Origin of the sequence: Amycolatopsis sp. NPDC059657 (assembly GCF_042734395.1) — a bacterium.
GTDB lineage: Bacteria > Actinomycetota > Actinomycetes > Mycobacteriales > Pseudonocardiaceae > Amycolatopsis.
The window spans coordinates 21,699-39,174 of the sequence record NZ_JBHWEB010000066.1; the positions used below are offsets into that span (position 1 = coordinate 21,699).

The 17,476-nt window shown below is 68.7% G+C and carries 14 protein-coding genes; 5 read left to right on the plus strand and 9 right to left on the minus strand.

Annotation, left to right across the window (positions count from 1 at the left end; all coding sequences use genetic code 11):
* Positions 1-427: 427 nt before the first annotated feature.
* The 3 genes from ACFV15_RS30145 to ACFV15_RS30155 all read right to left on the minus strand — a co-directional run bounded on the left by ACFV15_RS30145 (position 428) and on the right by ACFV15_RS30155 (position 2,849).
* Positions 428-907 (minus strand): cysteine dioxygenase, encoded by a 480-nt coding sequence (locus ACFV15_RS30145; protein WP_378354429.1) that lies wholly within the window; start codon positions 905-907, stop codon positions 428-430.
* A gap of 213 nt (positions 908-1,120) precedes the next feature.
* The gene (locus ACFV15_RS30150; RefSeq protein ID WP_378354430.1) at positions 1,121-2,140 is read right to left on the minus strand and encodes an NAD(P)H-dependent glycerol-3-phosphate dehydrogenase; all 1,020 of its coding nucleotides are present in this window, start codon (positions 2,138-2,140) and stop codon (positions 1,121-1,123) included.
* A gap of 1 nt (position 2,141) precedes the next feature.
* Complete coding sequence (locus ACFV15_RS30155; protein WP_378354432.1) at positions 2,142-2,849, minus strand: lysophospholipid acyltransferase family protein; 708 nt, start codon at positions 2,847-2,849, stop codon at positions 2,142-2,144.
* A 79-nt stretch (positions 2,850-2,928) separates the two neighbouring features.
* Between ACFV15_RS30155 and cofC the strand changes: the two genes are divergently transcribed.
* From cofC to ACFV15_RS30170, 3 genes are read left to right on the plus strand one after another with little or no spacing between them, the layout of a single operon-like run.
* A complete protein-coding gene (gene cofC / locus ACFV15_RS30160) occupies positions 2,929-3,582 on the plus strand; it encodes a 2-phospho-L-lactate guanylyltransferase (protein WP_378354434.1) in 654 nt (217 codons plus the stop codon).
* 60 nt (positions 3,583-3,642) lie between these two features.
* Complete coding sequence (locus tag ACFV15_RS30165; protein WP_378354435.1) at positions 3,643-5,904, plus strand: RNA degradosome polyphosphate kinase; 2,262 nt, start codon at positions 3,643-3,645, stop codon at positions 5,902-5,904.
* Entirely contained in the window at positions 5,901-6,857 is a 957-nt protein-coding gene (locus ACFV15_RS30170) for an NUDIX domain-containing protein (RefSeq protein ID WP_378354437.1), read from the plus strand. Before ACFV15_RS30165 ends, ACFV15_RS30170 begins: the two co-directional genes overlap by 4 nt.
* A 140-nt stretch (positions 6,858-6,997) precedes the next feature.
* On the opposite strand, the gene ACFV15_RS30175 is transcribed toward ACFV15_RS30170, so the two are convergent.
* The 4 genes from ACFV15_RS30175 to leuC form a co-directional block, all read right to left on the minus strand.
* Positions 6,998-9,793, minus strand: a complete 2,796-nt coding sequence (locus ACFV15_RS30175; RefSeq protein ID WP_378354438.1) for a BTAD domain-containing putative transcriptional regulator — start codon at positions 9,791-9,793, stop codon at positions 6,998-7,000.
* Positions 9,794-9,915: 122 nt separating this feature from the next.
* On the minus strand, positions 9,916-10,575 hold the full coding sequence (locus tag ACFV15_RS30180; RefSeq protein WP_378354440.1) for an HU family DNA-binding protein: 660 nt from the start codon (positions 10,573-10,575) through the stop codon (positions 9,916-9,918).
* Positions 10,576-10,817: 242 nt separating this feature from the next.
* Positions 10,818-11,417 (minus strand): 3-isopropylmalate dehydratase small subunit, encoded by a 600-nt coding sequence (gene leuD / locus ACFV15_RS30185; RefSeq protein WP_378354442.1) that lies wholly within the window; start codon positions 11,415-11,417, stop codon positions 10,818-10,820.
* Positions 11,418-11,432: 15 nt separating this feature from the next.
* On the minus strand, positions 11,433-12,854 hold the full coding sequence (gene leuC, locus ACFV15_RS30190; RefSeq protein ID WP_378354443.1) for a 3-isopropylmalate dehydratase large subunit: 1,422 nt from the start codon (positions 12,852-12,854) through the stop codon (positions 11,433-11,435).
* A 127-nt stretch (positions 12,855-12,981) separates the two neighbouring features.
* Here leuC and ACFV15_RS30195 point away from each other — a divergent pair, with 127 nt between their 5' ends.
* Positions 12,982-13,683 (plus strand): IclR family transcriptional regulator, encoded by a 702-nt coding sequence (locus ACFV15_RS30195; RefSeq protein WP_370943763.1) that lies wholly within the window; start codon positions 12,982-12,984, stop codon positions 13,681-13,683.
* Between the two features lie 262 nt (positions 13,684-13,945).
* On the opposite strand, the gene ACFV15_RS30200 is transcribed toward ACFV15_RS30195, so the two are convergent.
* The gene (locus ACFV15_RS30200; protein WP_378354445.1) at positions 13,946-14,569 is read right to left on the minus strand and encodes a hypothetical protein; all 624 of its coding nucleotides are present in this window, start codon (positions 14,567-14,569) and stop codon (positions 13,946-13,948) included.
* Positions 14,570-14,762: 193 nt separating this feature from the next.
* On the opposite strand from ACFV15_RS30200, the gene ACFV15_RS30205 reads away from it, so the two are divergent.
* Positions 14,763-16,523: an alpha-L-fucosidase gene (locus ACFV15_RS30205; protein WP_378354446.1), complete on the plus strand. Its 1,761-nt coding sequence runs from the start codon at positions 14,763-14,765 to the stop codon at positions 16,521-16,523.
* Here ACFV15_RS30205 and ACFV15_RS30210 read toward each other — a convergent pair.
* Positions 16,520-17,461, minus strand: coding sequence for a hypothetical protein (locus ACFV15_RS30210; protein WP_378354448.1), 942 nt, complete (start codon positions 17,459-17,461; stop codon positions 16,520-16,522). The two genes, ACFV15_RS30205 and ACFV15_RS30210, sit on opposite strands and share 4 nt — an antisense overlap.
* Positions 17,462-17,476 lie beyond the last annotated feature (15 nt).

Here is a 17,476-nt window from a genome sequence, read left to right on the forward strand (position 1 = left end):
CCCAACCCTCCCCAGCAAATACGTCGGGGCGGGCGCCTATTACCCGCCACCCCAGGTTGCTCCCCCCCGGCTCGCAACGGTCAGCGTTGTGAACGGGGCGTTCACAACGTTCACGCACCCAGGCAATCGGACATATCGGCGTAATTCGGGAGCCTGGCCGAGTTGCCGTCGGACCGAGAGCGAGGGTCAAGCCTCTGTCCCCGGATGCCCCGCGGGCCGGTCGAACGCACAAACGCCACGTTTGCAACGCTGAGCGACACATAAGCCCCGTTCGTTCCGTCCAGAAGCCCGCCCAAGCTCGGGTAAAAACGACAAAGCGGGACAAAAGGTAGCGCCTTACGTCCTTTGTGGACATTCGGTCGGGCGCGACCCCCCGTGTCATCCGGAAAGTTGATCTTCGCGAAACGTCGGCAACGCTCACGAGGCCTTAGAGCTGGACGGGGCCTGCGACGGGGTCGAGGTGGAACGGGCGCATTTCGCGGCCGCCGTCGCGGTAGACGTGGAGGGTGACCGCGGGGTCGGGGCTCTCGTTGAGCACGCGGTGCACGTAGCCGGGGCCGAAGACGCGGGACTGGCCCGCGGCGAGCTTGTGGGCCTCGGTGATCGCGCGGCCGTCGGGGGCGCGGCGGGCGACGGTTTCCGTCACTGCACCGCTGACCACCGTGAACGCGCCGGAGCTGAAGGCGTGGTCGTGCAGGTCGGTGTGCTGGCCCGGGAGCCAGGACATGAGCCAGATCTCTTCGCGCTCGTCGGCTGAGACGAGCACGGAAAAGCGCTGGTCAGGGTCATAGCGGAGCAGGTGGCGCCAGCGGTCGCGGTCGGCCGCGTACTCGAGCGCGACGCGGACCGGGTGACGCAGTGCGGGGTTTTCGGAAACAAGCAGGGTGTTGTCGGGTACGGCGAACATGACGGAGTCCTCAACAAGCGAAGGGTGTCGAACAGGGCCGGGGCTGGGTTCACCGACAACAACGACACAGCGCACACGAAACCGGGCGAAGGTGCTGGGCACCGCGCCTCTCGGTCATTCGTGTCGCGAACATGTCATCCATGGAACCAGCCCCGGCTACTCTCGGTCAACCCATCTCGCAGTTTGGGAGAACCTGGGCTCTTTCGAAGAAAACTACGACCACTCGTGCTTCTGGGAACGGCCGAGCAGCTCGGCGCCCGCCTTGCGGGGGTCGACGCCCTCGTGGCACACCCGGTGCATGGCGTCGGTGATCGGCATGTCGACGCCGAGGCTCATCGCCAGCTCGCGGATCGAGGTGCACGACTTCACCCCCTCCGCGACCTGGCCGCCACCGGCGAGCTGGGCCTGTTCGACGGTCTCGCCGCGGCCGAGGTGCTCACCGAAGGTCCGGTTGCGTGAAAGCGGTGACGAGCAGGTCGCCACCAGGTCGCCGACACCGGCGAGCCCGGCGAAAGTCAGCGGGTCCGCGCCGAGCTTCGTGCCGAGGCGGGCCATTTCCGCGAGACCCCGGGTGATCAGCGTGGCCATCGTGTTGGTGCCGAGGCCGAGTCCGGCCGCCATCCCGCAGCTCAATGCGATGACGTTCTTGCAGGCGCCGCCCAGCTCGCAGCCGATGACGTCGGTGTTGGTGTACGGCCGGAAGTACGAGTTGAACGAAGCGCGCTGCACCGCGACCGCGCGTTCGTGATCACTGCACGCGACCACCGCGGCCGACGGCTGGCCCTGCGCGATCTCGCGGGCCAGGTTCGGGCCGGAGACCACCACGATCTCCTCGTCGGCGACCTCGGCGATCTCCGCGATGACCTGGCTCATCCGCTTCAGCGTGCCGAGTTCGACGCCCTTGGCGAGGCTCACCAGCACGGAATCCGGCGAGAGCAGGCCCTTCCACGCCGACAGGTTCGCGCGCAGGGTCTGCGACGGGACCGCCAGCACCACGGCCTGCGCGCCGTCCAGCGCCGCCGCCGGGTCCGCGGTCGCGGTGATCCGCTCCGGCAGCTTCACGTCCGGCAGGTACGAGCTGTTCGTGTGCGCGCCCGCGATCTCCTCGGCGACCGACTCCCGGCGCGCCCAGATGGTGACGTCGCGGCCGGCGTCGCCGAGGACCTTCGCGAAGGTCGTGCCCCACGAACCGGCCCCGAGCACGGTGATCCGCTGCAAGTCCTTGGCGAACATCTCAGTCCTCGTCCTTGTCCTTGGCGGGCGGCTCCTCCTGGCGGATCTCCGCCAGGAGCTTGGTGATGTCGTCCATGATCACGGCGGTGACCTCACGCAACAGCGTCGCGCTGCGGGTGCGCCCGGCGCCGCGGTAGGCCGAGAGGTCGATCGGGTCGCCGACCAGGTGCGTGATGGTCTTGCGGGGGAACGGCGTGAACTTCTTCGTGTACCCGTTGAACACGTGGTTGGTGCCCCACCGCGCGACCGGGATGACCGGGATGTCGGTCTCCAGCGCCATCCTGGCCGCGCCGGTGAACGGCTTGTCGAGCCAGCCGTCCTCGCGCTTGGTGATCGTGCCCTCCGGGTAGACCACCACCAGTTTGCCGTCGCGCAGTGCCTGGTGGGCGGCCTTGAGGCTGTCACCGGCCGCCGCCGAACCACGGGAGACGGGAATCTGCCCCGAGCCCGTGAAGATCTTGCCGAAGATCGGCATCCGGGTGAGGCTTTCCTTGCCCAGGAACCGCGGCACCCGCTTGCACCGGTGCACGAACACGGCGTCGACGACCGGGTCGAGGTGCGAGACGTGGTTCATCACCAGCAGCGCGGGTCCCTCGCGCGGGATCTTCGCCGCGTCGACGTAGACCCGCTTCGCCACCAACGCGGTCGCCGGATAGAACAGTGCGGCGGCCAGGCCCACCCAGAAGCCGCCCTTCTCACGCCGAGCCAAGGCTCCTCCTCGTAGATTCGTGTGCGAGCACTCGTGAGGATCCTGCACCACGCGTCCCGACTTCGGTAAAGATGGTGGGGTGGCACCCACGGTGGACCTGGTCGTCCCGTTGAAACCGCCCCGCGACGGCAAGTCGCGGCTGCGCGGCGCGCTGACGTCGCCAGGTGACGACGCCCATCACGCGGAACTCGTGCTGGCGCTGGCACTCGACACGCTCACGGCGGCCACCGCGGCGCCGGGTGTCCGGCGGGTGCTGGTCGTCGCGGCGGACCCGGAAGCGATCGAATCGGTCAAATCACTCAGTGTCGAAATTGTCGCGGAACCGGGACCCGGCGGACTCAACGCCGCTTATCAATTCGGTGAATCAGTGCTGCGAGCCGACGATCCGGGTGTGATTGTCGGCGCACTTCAAGCGGACCTGCCCGCATTGCGCGCGGTCGATCTCGGCGCCGCGCTCGCGCGAGCCGGCGGCAGGCGTGCCTTCTCCCCCGACCGCCAAGGCACCGGGACGACATTCCTCCTGTCGGCTCCCGGCCTGCCGCTCGACCCGAGGTTCGGCGTCGGATCCGCAGGCAGGCACGCGAATTCGGGGGCGCTCGTGCTCGACGCGGGCCTGTCGTTGCGCAGTGACGTGGACACCGCGGACGATCTTCGCGAAGCACGCGCACTGGGTGTCGGGGAACACACGAAAGCGATCTTGGACAGGCACTGTTCGCCGTTGTGGCCTGCCTGATTCAGGAGTTCACCCGACCGTCGAACACGGTATGCACATCCGGGCGCGAAGTGGTGAACAATGGGCCTCGTGAGCAACGACGACGGATCGACACCGGTGACCCGCCGTAAGGCCAAAGCACCCGCGGCTAAGCCCGCCACGACCAAGCGCCAGCCGACGGCGAAACCCCGCGCGACCCGCGGTGGCGCGGCCAGCAGGCCGCAGCAGTTCCACGCGGTTCCGTCGGCTCCCCCCGCGGTGACGCCGACCGCGGGCTCGACCGTCGAGACGTTGCCCGATGACCGGTACTTCAACCGGGAACTCTCGTGGCAGGACTTCAACGCGCGCGTGCTGGCGCTGGCCGAGGACGAGTCACAGGCGCTGCTCGAGCGTGCCAAGTTCCTCGCGATCTTCGCGTCCAATTTGGACGAGTTCTACATGGTGCGGGTGGCCGGGCTGAAACGCCGTGACGAAACCGGCCTTTCGGTGCGCAGCGCGGACGGGCTCACCCCGCGCGAGCAGCTGGCCTACATCGCCAAGCGCAACCAGGACCTGGTGGAGCGGCAGACCGGCGCCTTCGAGCGGCATCTGCGCCCCCAGCTGGCGGAACAGGACATCCGCATCGTCGGCTGGTCCGATTTGGACGGTGCGGACCAGCTCCGGCTGTCGAACCTGTTCAGCGAGCAGATCTTCCCGGTGCTCACCCCGCTGGCGGTCGACCCGGCGCACCCGTTCCCCTATATCTCCGGCCTGTCGCTCAACCTCGCGGTCACCGTGCGCGACCCCGAGGGCGGCACCGAGCGGTTCGCCCGCGTCAAGGTGCCGAACAACGTGCCCCGCCTGGTCCGCATCGAGCAGCAGCGCGAGAACCGCACGGCCACCTTCCTCCCGCTCGAAGAGCTGATCGCCGCGCACCTCGGCGAGCTGTTCACCGGCATGGAGGTGACCGAGCACCACGTGTTCCGGGTCACCCGCAACGCCGACTTCGAGGTCGAGGAAGACCGCGACGAGGACCTGCTGCAGGCGCTCGAACGCGAGCTGGCGCAGCGCCGGTTCGGCCCGCCGGTCCGCCTCGAGGTCGCGTCGGACATGAGCGAGCACATGCTCGAGCTGTTGCTGCGCGAGCTGGAGGTCGACCCGCGCGACGTGGTCGAAGTGCCCGGCCTGATCGACCTGACCTGCCTGTTCCAGCTGTCCGGAGTGGACCGCAAGGAGCTCAAGGACCCGCCGTTCGTGCCCGCGACGCATCCGGCGTTCGGCGAGCGCGAGACGCCGAAGAGCGTCTTCGCCACGCTGCGCGAGGGCGACGTGCTGGTGCATCACCCGTACGACTCGTTCTCCACCAGCGTGCAGCGGTTCATCGAGCAGGCCGCTGCCGACCCCAAGGTCCTCGCGATCAAGCAGACGCTCTACCGGACCTCGGGTGACTCCCCGATCGTCGACGCGCTGATCGACGCCGCCGAGGCGGGCAAGCAGGTCGTGGCGCTGGTCGAGATCAAGGCCCGCTTCGACGAGCAGGCCAACATCACCTGGGCGCGCACGCTGGAACGCGCCGGCGTGCACGTGGTCTACGGGCTCGTCGGGCTGAAGACGCACTGCAAGGTGTCGATGGTCATCCGCCAGGAGGGCTCGACCCTGCGCCGCTACTGCCACATCGGCACCGGCAACTACAACCCGAAGACCGCGCGCCTGTACGAGGACCTCGGCCTGCTGACCGCGGACCCGACCATCGGCGCCGACCTGACCGACCTGTTCAACGTGCTCACCGGGTACTCGCGCCAGGACACCTACCGCAACATCCTCACCTCACCGCACGGCATCCGCCGCGGCATCGTCCGCAGCATCGGCGAGGAGATCGAGCTCGCCCGCGCCGGGCAGCAGGCCGGTATCCGGCTCAAGTGCAACTCGCTCGTCGACGAGCAGGTGATCGACGCGCTGTACCACGCTTCGCAGGCCGGCGTGCCCGTCGACGTGGTGGTGCGCGGGATCTGCGCGCTGAAGCCGGGTGTCGAAGGGCTCAGCGAGAACATCAGGGTGCGCTCGATCCTCGGCCGCTTCCTCGAGCACTCGCGGGTGTTCCACTTCCGGGCCGGTGGCACGCACTGGATCGGCAGCGCGGACATGATGCACCGCAACCTCGACCGCCGGATCGAAGCGCTGGTGCGAGTGAAGGATCCCAAGCTCACCGGGCAGCTGGACGACATGTTCGAGTCCGCGCTCGCGCCGTCGACCCGCTGCTGGGTGCTCGGCGCGACCGGCGAGTGGACCCCGTTCCCGACCGACGTCGCGCAGGTGCGTGACCACCAGACGGAACTCGCGAAGAAGCACGGTGCGGCTGGATGAGCTCCTTGATCCGAGCCGCCGGTGCCGTGCTGTGGCGCGACACCGGCGGTGAGCTGTCACTCGCCGTCGTGCACCGGCCCCGCTATGACGATTGGTCGCTGCCGAAGGGCAAGCTCGATTCCGGCGAGACGATCGCGGAAGCCGCGGTCCGTGAGATCGACGAGGAGACCGGGTTCCGCGCGGTGCTCGGCCGGTATCTCGGGCAGATCCGCTACCCGGTGCTCGTCAAGGGCAAGCCCGTCCCGAAGGCGGTCGACTACTTCGCGGCCGAAGCCGTCGAAGGCGGGTTCGAGCCCAACGAAGAGGTCGACGAGCTGCGCTGGCTGAGCCTGGCCGACGCGGAGGACATCCTCACCCGGCCCGCCGACATCGACATCCTCAAGGCTTTCGCTTCGGCGCCCGCCCGGCTGACCACGATGCTGCTCGTGCGGCACGCGAAAGCGGGCAAGCGCAGCGAATGGCTCGGCGACGACGACCTGCGCCCGCTGGCCGAAGTCGGGTTCCGGCAGGCCGAGGGGCTGCGCAGGCTGGCGCCGCTGTTCGGCGTCGACCGCGTGCTGGCCGCGCCGAGGCTGCGCTGTGTGCAAACTGTCCAGGGTGTGGCCGAAGACCTCGCACTCGACATCCGGCACGAGGCGCTGCTCTCGGAAGAGGGGTACTGGCCCGATCCCGTGCTCGGCGTCGCACGGCTGCTCGCGATCGCGGGCGACGGCGGAACACCGCTGGTGTCGAGCCAGGGCGGCGTGATCCCGGACGTGGTCGGCGCGCTCGCCGACCGGGATGGCGTCGAACTGGCAGCGGCGCGCGGCGGTGTCGTGCCGAGCAAAAAGGGCTCGCTGTGGATCCTGTCGTTCAGCGCGCCGTCGGGCAACAGTGGCCCTAAGCTCGTTTCCGCCGACTATTTCCCCAGTCCGCTGCCGACTCCGGACCCTTCAGGGGCCGGAAAACCTTAAGTCGGGCTCAAGAACCTTAAAACCAGCTCAAGTGTCAGGCCGCTGACAGCGCACTGACAGCGATCGCTGCTGTACTAGACCGGTCAACGCGTAGAGGTGAGATGCGCCGGTCTAGGGGTGCGGCGCATCTCCCTCCGCGATCAGACAGCTGGTGGCAACGAGGCCAGCAGCGACAAAAGGTCTTCTGTCCGGGGGTCGCCGAGGCGCTGGCACACCGCCAGCGCCTCGGCCCATTTCTCCGCGCCTTCGGTGAGCTCACCGGTCTGGACCAGCACCCGGCCGAGCGTGATGAGAATGTCGATCGTGCCGTAGTCGGCGCCACCGCCACCACCGTCGAGCTCCCGCAGGAGTGACAGCGCACGCACACATGTCTCAATGGCTTCGTCGTTTTTGCCCGCGCCCGCCAATGCCTCGCCGACATTTCCGAGCGAAAGCGCCGCGTGATAGCGGTCGCTGAGCGAATCGAAGGCCTCGAAAGCGCCGCGCGCGTGTTCGGCCGCCTCTTCGAACCTTTCCAGCCCGATGCAGTTGGCGCTGATGTTGAGCAGCGCGTGCGCGACGTAGGTCTTCTGCCCGCGTTCCCGTGCGATCAGCACCGACTCGGTGCCGTACCGGTAAGCCTTCTCGTATTCCTTGCGCTGGTAGTAGGCACCGGCGAGGTTGCTCAGTATCGCCGCGGTGACCACGCTTCCGCCGCTGTCGGCCGCCGCCTTCCTGCCCTCCTCCAGCGCTTCCAGCGCGGTGTCTGTCCGTGCGGCACGCAGATACGCGGAGCCGAGGTTGTTGGCGGCGTACTGCAGCCCCAGCAGGTCTCCCGCCTCGCGGACGGACCGGACAGCCACCTCCGCCGAGACGATCCAGTCATCGATGTCATGACGCTCGGCGAAAAGCCCGCGCAGCAGCCAGGCGAGCTTCCACGCCGACGCCGACCAGCCGCGTTGCGCGGCCTCGGAAACCAGCGCGACCAGCGTCGGCCGTTCGGTCACGTACCAGTCGATGGTTTCGGCATGATCGGAGAAACTCATCTTCGGCCCGGTCGACACCGGCAGCACGACGCCGTCGGCGACCAGATCGGGGCGCACGAGCTGGTTCGCCTCGGCGAGCGCGCACAGGTACCAGTCGAGCAGCCGCCGCATCGCGACCTCGGACTCGGTCGCGTCGTCCTCCTGCTCGGACAGTTCCGCGGCGTAGACCCGGAGCAGGTCGTGGAACTGGTAGCGATCGGTGCGCGGCTGGTTGATCAGATGCGCCGACGCGAGCTGGTCGAGCAGCTCCCGCGCCTCGCGCACGGAAGTGCCGCCCAGCACCGCCGCGGCGGGCAAGCCGATGTCCATCGCGGGATGCAGCCCCAGCAGCCGGAACATCCGCGCGGCCGCCGGGCGCAAAGCGTTGTAGGACCATGAGAAGGCCGCACGCAGGTCGGTGCCCGCGTCCTGCGGGTCGCGCAGGGTGTCGAGCCGGACCCGCTGATCCCTGAGCTCGTCGACGATCCCGGCGATCGACAGCTCCGAGAACCGGGACGCCCGCTCGCCGGCCAGCGCGAGCGCGAGCGGCAGGCGCCCGCACAGTTCCGCGAGCTCCGCGACGGCGTCCGGCTCGGCCTGCAGGCGCTCGTATCCGACGCTGCCGGCGAGCAGCGCGGTCGCGTCGGCGGTGTCGAAGGACCGCAGCGGCAGTCGGTGCGCGCCCTCACGCGCGACCAGGCCCCGCAACTGGTTCCGGCTGGTCACGACCACCAGGTTGCCGGATCCGGGCAGCAGCGGGCGAACCTGGTTGGCGTCGTGGGCGTTGTCCAGCAGCATCAGCATCCTGGCTTCGGCCAGCCTGCTGCGCAGCATCGCCGAGCGTTCCTCCACTGTGGAGGGAATGGTCTCGGCGGCCACGCCGACCGCGCGCAGGATCCTGGCGAGCGCGGCGTCCGGGGTCATCGGGGTCGCCGCGGAATGCCCGCGCAGGTCAAGGAACAGCTGCCCGTCCGGGAACTGGTCGCGCACCAGGTGCGCCCAGTGCACGGCGAGCGAGGTCTTGCCGACCCCGGCGGTCCCCTCGATCACCGCGATCGCGGTCGAGCGGCCCTGCCGGTCGGCCAGGAACCGGTCGAGCTGGGCGAGTTCGGCGTCGCGGCCGGTGAAACTCGCGACGTCGAAGGGAAGCTGCCTCGGCACCTCGGCGACCTGGGGCGCCGGCGCGGGTTCGGAGTCGGCGTTGAGCAGTTCGGCGTGCAGGCGGCGCAGGCGCGCACCCGGCTCCACGCCGAGTTCGTCGGCGAGCAGCTCGCGCAGCTTGGCGTACCGGGCCAGCGCCTCGGCGCGGCGGCCGGAGCGGGCGAGCACCCGGACCAGCCGTTCCCACAAGGACTCCCGCAGCGGATGCTGCGCGACCAGATCGGTCAGCTCGGCCGCGAGGTCGGAATCCGGCGCCACGTCGGCGTCGAGGTCGATCCGGCGTTCGACCGCGAACAGGTACCGCTCAGTGAGCAGCGGCGCCCAGTCCTCGACGATCACCGCGGATCCGACGCCCTCCAAGGGACTGCCCGCCCACAGCTGAAGCGCCTCGCCGAGCAGCTCGCGTTCCTTGACCGTGTCGCCCTGTTCGGCGGCGGAGTCCAGCAGGCGGAGGAAGCGCAGCGCGTCCACGACGGACGGATCGATGTCGAGCCGGTAGCCGTCCTGCTCGGTGACGACGGCCTCGTCGCCCAGATGCTTGCGCAGCCGCATCACATAGGTCTGCAGGCTGCCGCGAATCCGTTCGGGGGGCTCCTCACCCCAGACCGCCCGCGCGAGCGCGTCGATCGAAACCAGGCGGCCCGCGGAAAGTGCCAGCGTGCCCAGCAGCGCACGCTGGCGGCTGCTCGTGAGCGGGAGTGACCTGCCGCCGACGCTCACGGTGAACGGGCCTAGAAGCCGGATGTCGATGGTGCTCGCTCCTCCCCTCACTATGGATCTGCTCCACCATAGTCGGGTCGGGGGCCCCGAAACGAACGGTAGGGCCCCACATGGCGTGGGGCCCTACCGAAGAAGTTCGCCCTGATTAGTTGCAGAGCCTTACTTCTTTGTCGTTACTTCTTCTTGGCCGCGGCGGTGGTCTTCTTCGCCGGAGCCTTCCTGGCAGCGGTCGCCTTGGGAGCGGCCTTGGTGGCGGCCGGCTTCTTCGCGGCGGCGGCCTTGGCGGCCGGCTTCGCGGCGGCCTTCGGTGCGGCCTTGGCAGCGGTCGCCTTGGCAGCGGGCTTCGCGGCAGCCGTCTTCGTGGCGGTGGCGCGGGTACGCGTGGTGGCTGCCTTGGGGGCGGCCGCCGCTGCGCGGGTGGTGCGGGTGGTGGTGCTGCGGGTCGCGGTCGGGCGGCTGGCGGTCGCCTTGGCAGCGGTGGTCCGCGTGGTGGCGGCGGCGCGCGTCGTGGTGGACGCGGTGGCGCGCTTGACGACAGTGGCCTTCGGCAGCTTCTTGGTGCCGCTCACCACGTCCTTGAAGGTCGTGCCAGCGCGGAAGGCGGGCACGTTGGTCTTCTTCACGCGGACGGTCTCACCGGTACGCGGGTTCCGGGCGGTACGGGCAGCGCGGGCGCGCTTCTCGAACACACCGAAGCCGGTGATGTTCACCTTCTCGCCCTTGTTGACCGTGCGGATGATGATGTCGACAAGACCGTCGACAGCCTCAGAAGCAACCTTCTTGTCGCCCAGACGCTCCGAAAGCGCCTCGATCAGCTGGGCCTTGTTGGCCATTCCAGTCCTCCAAGCGGAACTACTTCTCACGGCCCCGATGGCCGACTTAGCGCACACGGTATTACCAATGCAGCACAAATTCCAAACGGCACGCGGAAATTTTCCCTTATTTGGGGTGGGTTCCGCCTCTTGAGGGACCCTCGCGGGGGCCTCGGGAGTGCCGTTTGGCGGGTTTTCGGGGGTTCCAAAGGGGTCTGGAGAGGGGGCGGGATTCCCTTGCTGAGCAGGGAATCCCTGCCCCGTCAGGCCTCGATTGCCGTGGTCAGAGGCTTCCAGGAGGGCCGAGCGGCCTCAAACTTGTCGATCTCCGCGGCGTGTCGGAGTGTCAGGGCGATGTCGTCGAGCCCTTCGAGGAGCCGCCAGCGGGTGTAGTCGTCGATCTGGAGGGGCGCGGTGAAGTCCTTGGCCCGCACGGTCTTCGTCTGGAGGTCCACGGTGACCTCCGTGCCGGGGTCGTTCTCGAGGATCTTCCACAGCAGCTCGACGTCCTGCTGCGCCACTTCGGCGGCCAGCAGGCCCTGCTTGCCCGAGTTCCCACGGAAGATGTCGGCGAACCGTGAGGAGATCACGACCCGGAAGCCGTAGTTCATGAGCGCCCAGACGGCGTGCTCACGCGAGGATCCGGTGCCGAAGTCCGGTCCGGCGACCAGCACGCTGCCGGACTTGAAGGGCTCGTGGTTGAGGATGAAGTCCTCGTCAGAGCGCCAAGCGGCGAACAGGCCGTCCTCGAAACCCGTGCGGCTGACCCGCTTGAGGTAGACGGCGGGGATGATCTGGTCAGTGTCCACGTTGGACCGGCGCAGCGGGACACCGACGCCCGTGTGGGTGGTGAACGGTTCCATGGATCGGTGCCTTTCTCAGAGGTCTTCGGGCGAGGACAGGGTGCCCCGGATGGCCGTCGCGGCCGCTACGAGCGGCGAGACGAGGTGCGTCCGCCCGCCCTTGCCCTGCCTGCCCTCGAAGTTGCGGTTGGAGGTCGAGGCGCTGCGCTCGCCGGGCTTGAGCTGATCGGGGTTCATCCCGAGGCACATCGAGCAGCCCGCCTGGCGCCACTCGGCGCCCGCGTCGGTGAAGACCTTGTTGAGCCCCTCGGCTTCCGCGGCCTGGCGCACCCGCATCGAGCCGGGGACGACCAGCATCCGGACCGAGTCGGCCACCTTGTGGCCCTGCAGGACGCTCGCGGCGGCACGCAGGTCCTCGATCCGGCCGTTGGTGCAGGAGCCGAGGAAGACCGTGTCCACGGCGATCTCACGCAGCGGCGTGCCCGCCTTCAGGTCCATATAGGACAGGGCCTTCTCGGCGGCGATCCGCTCGTTCTCGTCGACGATCCGCTCGGGGTCGGGGACGCTGGCCGAGAGCGGAAGTCCCTGGCCAGGGTTGGTTCCCCAGGTGACGAACGGGGTCAGCTCGCTCGCGTCGAGATCGACCTGGGCGTCGAAGACGGCGTCGTCGTCGGTCCGCAGCTGACGCCAGTTCTCGACCGCCGCGTCCCAATCGGTGCCCTTCGGCGCGTGCGGGCGATCCTTGAGGTACTCGAAGGTAACGTCGTCCGGCGCGATCAGCCCGGCGCGCGCGCCCGCCTCGATCGACATGTTGCAGACGGTCATCCGCGCTTCCATCGACAGGTTCTCGATGGCCTCGCCGCGGTACTCCAGCACGTAGCCCTGCCCGCCGCCGGTGCCGATCTTGGCGATGACCGCGAGGATGATGTCCTTCGCCGTCACGCCGGGCCGCAGCCGCCCGCCGACGTTGATCGCCATCGTCTTGAATGGACGGAGCGGCAGCGTCTGGGTGGCCATCACATGCTCGACCTCCGAGGTGCCGATGCCGAAGGCCATCGCGCCGAACGCGCCGTGCGTGGAGGTGTGAGAGTCACCGCACACCACGGTCATCCCCGGCTGGGTCAGGCCGAGCTGCGGGCCGATGACGTGCACGATGCCCTGCTCGAGGTCGCCCATCGGGTGCAGCCGGACGCCGAACTCCTTGCAGTTGCGGCGAAGGGTGTCGACCTGGGTACGCGAAACCGGGTCGGCGATGGGAAGTTCGATGTCGATCGTCGGGACGTTGTGGTCCTCGGTGGCGATCGTGAGATCCGGCCGCCGCAGCTTCCGCCCGGCGAGACGCAGGCCGTCGAACGCCTGCGGGCTGGTGACTTCGTGCAGCAGGTGCAGATCGATGTAGATCAGGTCCGGTTCGGCACCTTCGCCTTTGCGCACGAGGTGCGAATCCCACACTTTTTCCGCCAACGTGCGGCCCTGTGTGGTGGTGGACTCGGTCATCAGGGCTCCTCCCAATGAGGGTGGGCCGGGTGGAACTCAGGGGGCTTGCTTTCGGGCGTCAGCCGCGCGGGAGTCCGTTTTTCCCAGCATCTGGACTTCCCAAACTTCGGGAAGATAGTATCGCGTCGTGGGACAGCATAGCGGTATCGGAGTCCTGGACAAGGCAGTGGCCGTTCTCCAGGCAGTGGCTGAGGATCCGTGCGGCCTGGCCGAACTGTGCACGCGGACGGGCCTGCCCCGTGCGACGGCGCACCGGCTCGCGGTGGGCCTGGAGGTGCATCGATTACTGCGCCGGGGACCCGACGGGAGATGGCGGCCCGGCACCGCGCTTTCCGAGCTGGCGGGCGGATCGACCGATCCGCTGCTCGACGCGGCCGGCTCGGTGCTGCCCAAACTCCGGGACATCACGGGCGAAAGCGTGCAGCTGTACCGCCGCGACGGCGTGCAGCGCGTCTGCGTCTCGACGGCGGAGCCGCCGAGTGGTCTTCGCGACACCGTCCCGATCGGCTCACGGCTGCCGATGACGGCCGGCTCCGGCGCGAAGGTGCTCGCCGCGTGGTCGGATCCGCACACACAGCGAACAATCCTCAACGACGCCGTCTACGGCGAGCGCACCCTGCTCGAGGTCCGGCGCCGCGGCTGGGCGCAGAGCGTCGCCGAGCGCGAGCCGGGTGTGGCGTCGGTCTCAGCGCCGGTAAGGGATTCCTCGGGCACCGTCGTGGCGGCGGTCTCGGTTTCCGGCCCCATCGAACGGATCGGCCGGAAACCGGGTGCCCGCTGGGCGGCGGACCTGCTCGCCGCCGCCGACGCGCTCCAGGAACGTCTCTAGTCTTCGCGTGCTTGGCGGGCCCGGCTCTCGGGCGAGAGGATCCCCTGCTGCGTTGAGCGGAGCAGGGGATCCCCTCGTTCTGGCGCGATCAGCGTTGGGCGAGTGGTGACTCTGCCGCGTTGGATGCAGCAGAGTCACCACTCGCCCGCCGCATCCGCGGCCTGGCGTGAGTGAGGGAGGCCCTCACCAAGTCCCGCTTGGTAAGGGAGGCCCTCACCAAACCGGGATCAGCCCCGGTGTGAGCGCGGCCACGAGCAAGACCTCACGAGTCCTCGTCGGCCCGCGCCAGCCGCTCGTCGATGTCGGGGATCCAGAAGCACAGCTCGAGAGTCTTGATGCTCGCCCAGTGCCCCATCTTCCGGCCCTGCGCGACGAGTGAGACCGATCCCACAGCGAGCAGCAGCAGCGAAACCACGGCCAGCGCCGGTTTCGAGCCGGTGAAGATCTCGACGAACGCGACGATCGCGCCCAGCAGCAACGGGGGCGCGGAGTTGCGGAGCATCAGGCCGGAGGCACGCAGCCTGCTCACCTCGACCGCGACGTCCTTGTCGTGCAGCTGGATCATCGAGAGCAGCAGGTGCGGGTCGGCCTCGACGTAGGCGCGGTCGCGGGCTTCGGGGTTCCGGCGGAGGAACTCCTGGCGGGGGCGGCGGTCGCGGCGGCGGGTGACCAGGCGGTTGATCGCGGCGCCCAGTGGATAACCCAGGTAGCCCAGCAGATGGGTGACCAGGACGAGCGCGATCACCAGCAGCACAACGGGTGTCCGCCCGGCCGCCGCCGGGTCGATCCAGTCGAACCTGGCGCCGACGTAGCCGAACAGGGCGAGGTACAGCGCGCCGGGGATGGTGTAGGTAAACAGGTCGAAGACACCGATGGCGAAGTTCACCCGCCCATCCAAGGGGTTACCGCCCTCGCGGGGCAACCACCGGTTCGCGTTCCGGTCACCGAGGCACGAGTGTCCACTGTGGAGCATCGCCTCGGCAGACATCCCATCTATCAGGACATCGGGCGGGCATTTTCTGGAGTTTTCCGTCTTTCGGAGGTGTTTACATCCGATGTCTGCTGCTTACCGTGGCAGCATGCTGCGGACCATCGTGATCGCTGTCATCTCGGCACTTCTCTCTTCGGTGCCGGTGGCGGCACCGGGGCCCGGCACGAACTACGCCGTCGACGACGCGTTCACCTCGGCACGCACGGCCTGGTGGCGCGACGCGAAGTTCGGCATGTTCATCCACTTCGGCGACTACTCGGGCTGGGGCGGCGAATACCGGCGCCAGGACGGCACGGTCTGCCGGGACGCCGAATGGATCCGGCTGCGGTGTGACATCCCGTGGCCGGAGTACGAAGCCGCGGCGAAGAAGTTCAACCCGGCGAAGTTCGACGCGGACGCCATCGTCAAGCTGGCCAAGGACGCCGGGCAGAAGTATCTGGTGGTCACGTCGAAGCACCACGACGGCTACGCGATGTGGCCCACCAAGGTCAACAAGTGGAACCTGCGCGACACCTCCGCCTTCGACCCGGGCCGCGACATCCTCGCCGAACTCAAGCGGGCGGCGGACGCGGCCGGGCTCAAGTTCGGGCTGTACTACTCGATCAACGACTGGCACACCACCGGCACCGCGGACAACTACGCCGCCTATAAGAAGGACATGCACGCGCAGCTCAAGGAGCTGATGACCGGCTACCACCCCGACCTCATGTGGTTCGACGGCCAGGGCCAGCCGTGGTGGTCCTTCGCCGACGGCGAAGAACTGCAGTCCTACCTGCACGGCCTGAACCCGAACCTGATCATCAACGACCGGGTCACCAAGAGCAGGGGCATCGTCGACGGCGACTACGAGACCCCCGAGCGCCAGGCCAACATCCCGGCCGCGCCGATCGCGGGCGTGCCATGGGAATCCTGCGTCACCGCCAGCGACCGCTGGGGCTGGGCACGCTACGACACGAACTTCAAGTCCTCGACCGTGCTGACGCGGTATCTGCTCGACATCGTCGGACGGGACGGCGGTTTCCTGCTCAACGTCGGCCCCGACGACACCGGCGTCATCCCGAAGGCCGCGCAGGACAGCCTGCGCGGTGTCGGCCAGTGGCTCCGCACCGCTGAGAATTCCCAAGCGGTGTACGGCGCCACCTACACCGGGCTGGTGGCCGATCCCGCGTGGGGCGCGGTGAGCCGTAAGGGTGACAAGCTGTACCTGCCGGTCTACGACTGGCCGGCGGACGGCAGGCTGCATCTGTCCACTCTGGACAAATTCGGCATCACAGCCGCACGGGTTCTGGGCAGCGACCAGCCCGTCGGCTGGGCCGCGGCGGGTGACGGGTTCGACCTCACCCCTGCGGGCCCGGCGACCGGCCCGATCGCGACGGTCATCGAGCTGACCATCACCACCCCCGCCGCGGTGCCCGGCTCCGGCACGGGGTTGAAGGCCCAGTACTGGAAGAACGCGACCTTCAGCGGGGCGCCCGCGGTGACCAGGGTCGAGCCGACGCTGAACTTCGCCTGGCGCACCAAGGGTTCACCGGCGCCGTCCATCCCCGCCGACGGTTTCTCCGCCCGCTACACCGGCTTCGTGCAGCCGCAGTTCACCGGGGAGCACACCTTCCTGACCGTCTCCGACGAGACCGTGCGGGTGTGGGTCGACGGCAAGCTCGTCATCGACAACGCCACCCCGCACGGCCCGGCGGTGAACAAGGCCGCGGTCTCACTGCAGGCGGGGAAGAAGTACTCGATCAGGGTCGACTACACCGAGGGCACCGGCGAGGCCTATCTGAAGCTCCTGTGGGCCAACCCCAACCGCAAGCAGCGCGTCATCCAGGCCGCCCAGCTCTACCCCGCCTAGCGCGGGGCGGCGATACGCCACAGCGAGGTGGCCGATTCGCCTGGCTCCTTGGTCGACTCGAAGGCGATCCACCGGCCGTCCGGCGACCAGCTCGGCGCGCCGTTGTACCAAGTGCCCGCGTTGGTGACGCGGGTCGCCTGGCCACCGCCCTCGCCGATGACGAAGATCTGTGAGCGCGCGGTGCCCGCACGGTCCGACGAGAACACCACGCGGGTGCCGTCCGGCGACCAGCTGGCGTCGGTGTCTTCACCGATCGGCTGGGTCAGGTCCGCGACCGCACCGGCGGGCGTGACGGTCTTGAGGCTCCACTTGTCGGTGTTCTCTTTCCGCGACTGGAACACGATCTTGTCGCCGCGCGGCGACCAGTTGGGCTCGCGGTTGTCGGTGTGGCCGGACGGACCGTCGACGAGGCGGGTGAGGTCTTTGCCGTTGGCGCGCACCTTCCAGATGCTGCCGAGCGCGCCGGAGCCACTCTGGTCCAGGTTCTCTTGGAAGACGATCCAGGCTCCGTCAGGCGAGAAGCTCGGCTCGGTGAAGCCGCGCGGGCCTTGGTGAGAGGTCACCTGACGTGGTGCGCCGCCCGGCGCCATCACCCAGATCTCGTCGAGATCGGTCTCGTCGTAGGAGAACGTGATGAGGTTCGCCGGGCCGTTCCAGGCGGAGCCCGGCAGGTTGACCGCGCTCTGGTCGCCCTTCTGGAAGAGCTTCGTGGCCTGGCCGGCGGTGAGGGTGTGAAGGCCGGCGGCGCCGTCGTTGTAGCCACGCGGGAACTGGGTGAACAACACCGTCTTGCCATCGGGCGAGAAGGCCGCGTTCTGCGCGCTGGCCGGAGCGACTGGGCGGAAGAGGAGTTCGGCGCCATCGGGGCGGCTCTCGGCGGCCGCCGTGCCCGGCAGGGCCAGTAGAAGCGCCGCGATCGGCAAAAGAGTCTTCAGCATGCCGTCATCGTGTGG

What these genes read in the sequence shown, in the direction of transcription:
- ACFV15_RS30145 (WP_378354429.1), bottom strand. Translation starts at nt 907, where the DNA reads ATGTTCGCCGTACCCGACAACACCCTGCTTGTTTCCGAAAACCCCGCA.
- ACFV15_RS30150 (WP_378354430.1), bottom strand. Translation starts at nt 2,140, where the DNA reads ATGTTCGCCAAGGACTTGCAGCGGATCACCGTGCTCGGGGCCGGTTCG.
- ACFV15_RS30165 (WP_378354435.1), top strand. Translation starts at nt 3,643, where the DNA reads ATGGGCCTCGTGAGCAACGACGACGGATCGACACCGGTGACCCGCCGT.
- ACFV15_RS30170 (WP_378354437.1), top strand. Translation starts at nt 5,901, where the DNA reads ATGAGCTCCTTGATCCGAGCCGCCGGTGCCGTGCTGTGGCGCGACACC.
- ACFV15_RS30180 (WP_378354440.1), bottom strand. Translation starts at nt 10,575, where the DNA reads ATGGCCAACAAGGCCCAGCTGATCGAGGCGCTTTCGGAGCGTCTGGGC.
- leuD (WP_378354442.1), bottom strand. Translation starts at nt 11,417, where the DNA reads ATGGAACCGTTCACCACCCACACGGGCGTCGGTGTCCCGCTGCGCCGG.
- leuC (WP_378354443.1), bottom strand. Translation starts at nt 12,854, where the DNA reads ATGACCGAGTCCACCACCACACAGGGCCGCACGTTGGCGGAAAAAGTG.
- ACFV15_RS30205 (WP_378354446.1), top strand. Translation starts at nt 14,763, where the DNA reads ATGCTGCGGACCATCGTGATCGCTGTCATCTCGGCACTTCTCTCTTCG.
- ACFV15_RS30210 (WP_378354448.1), bottom strand. Translation starts at nt 17,461, where the DNA reads ATGCTGAAGACTCTTTTGCCGATCGCGGCGCTTCTACTGGCCCTGCCG.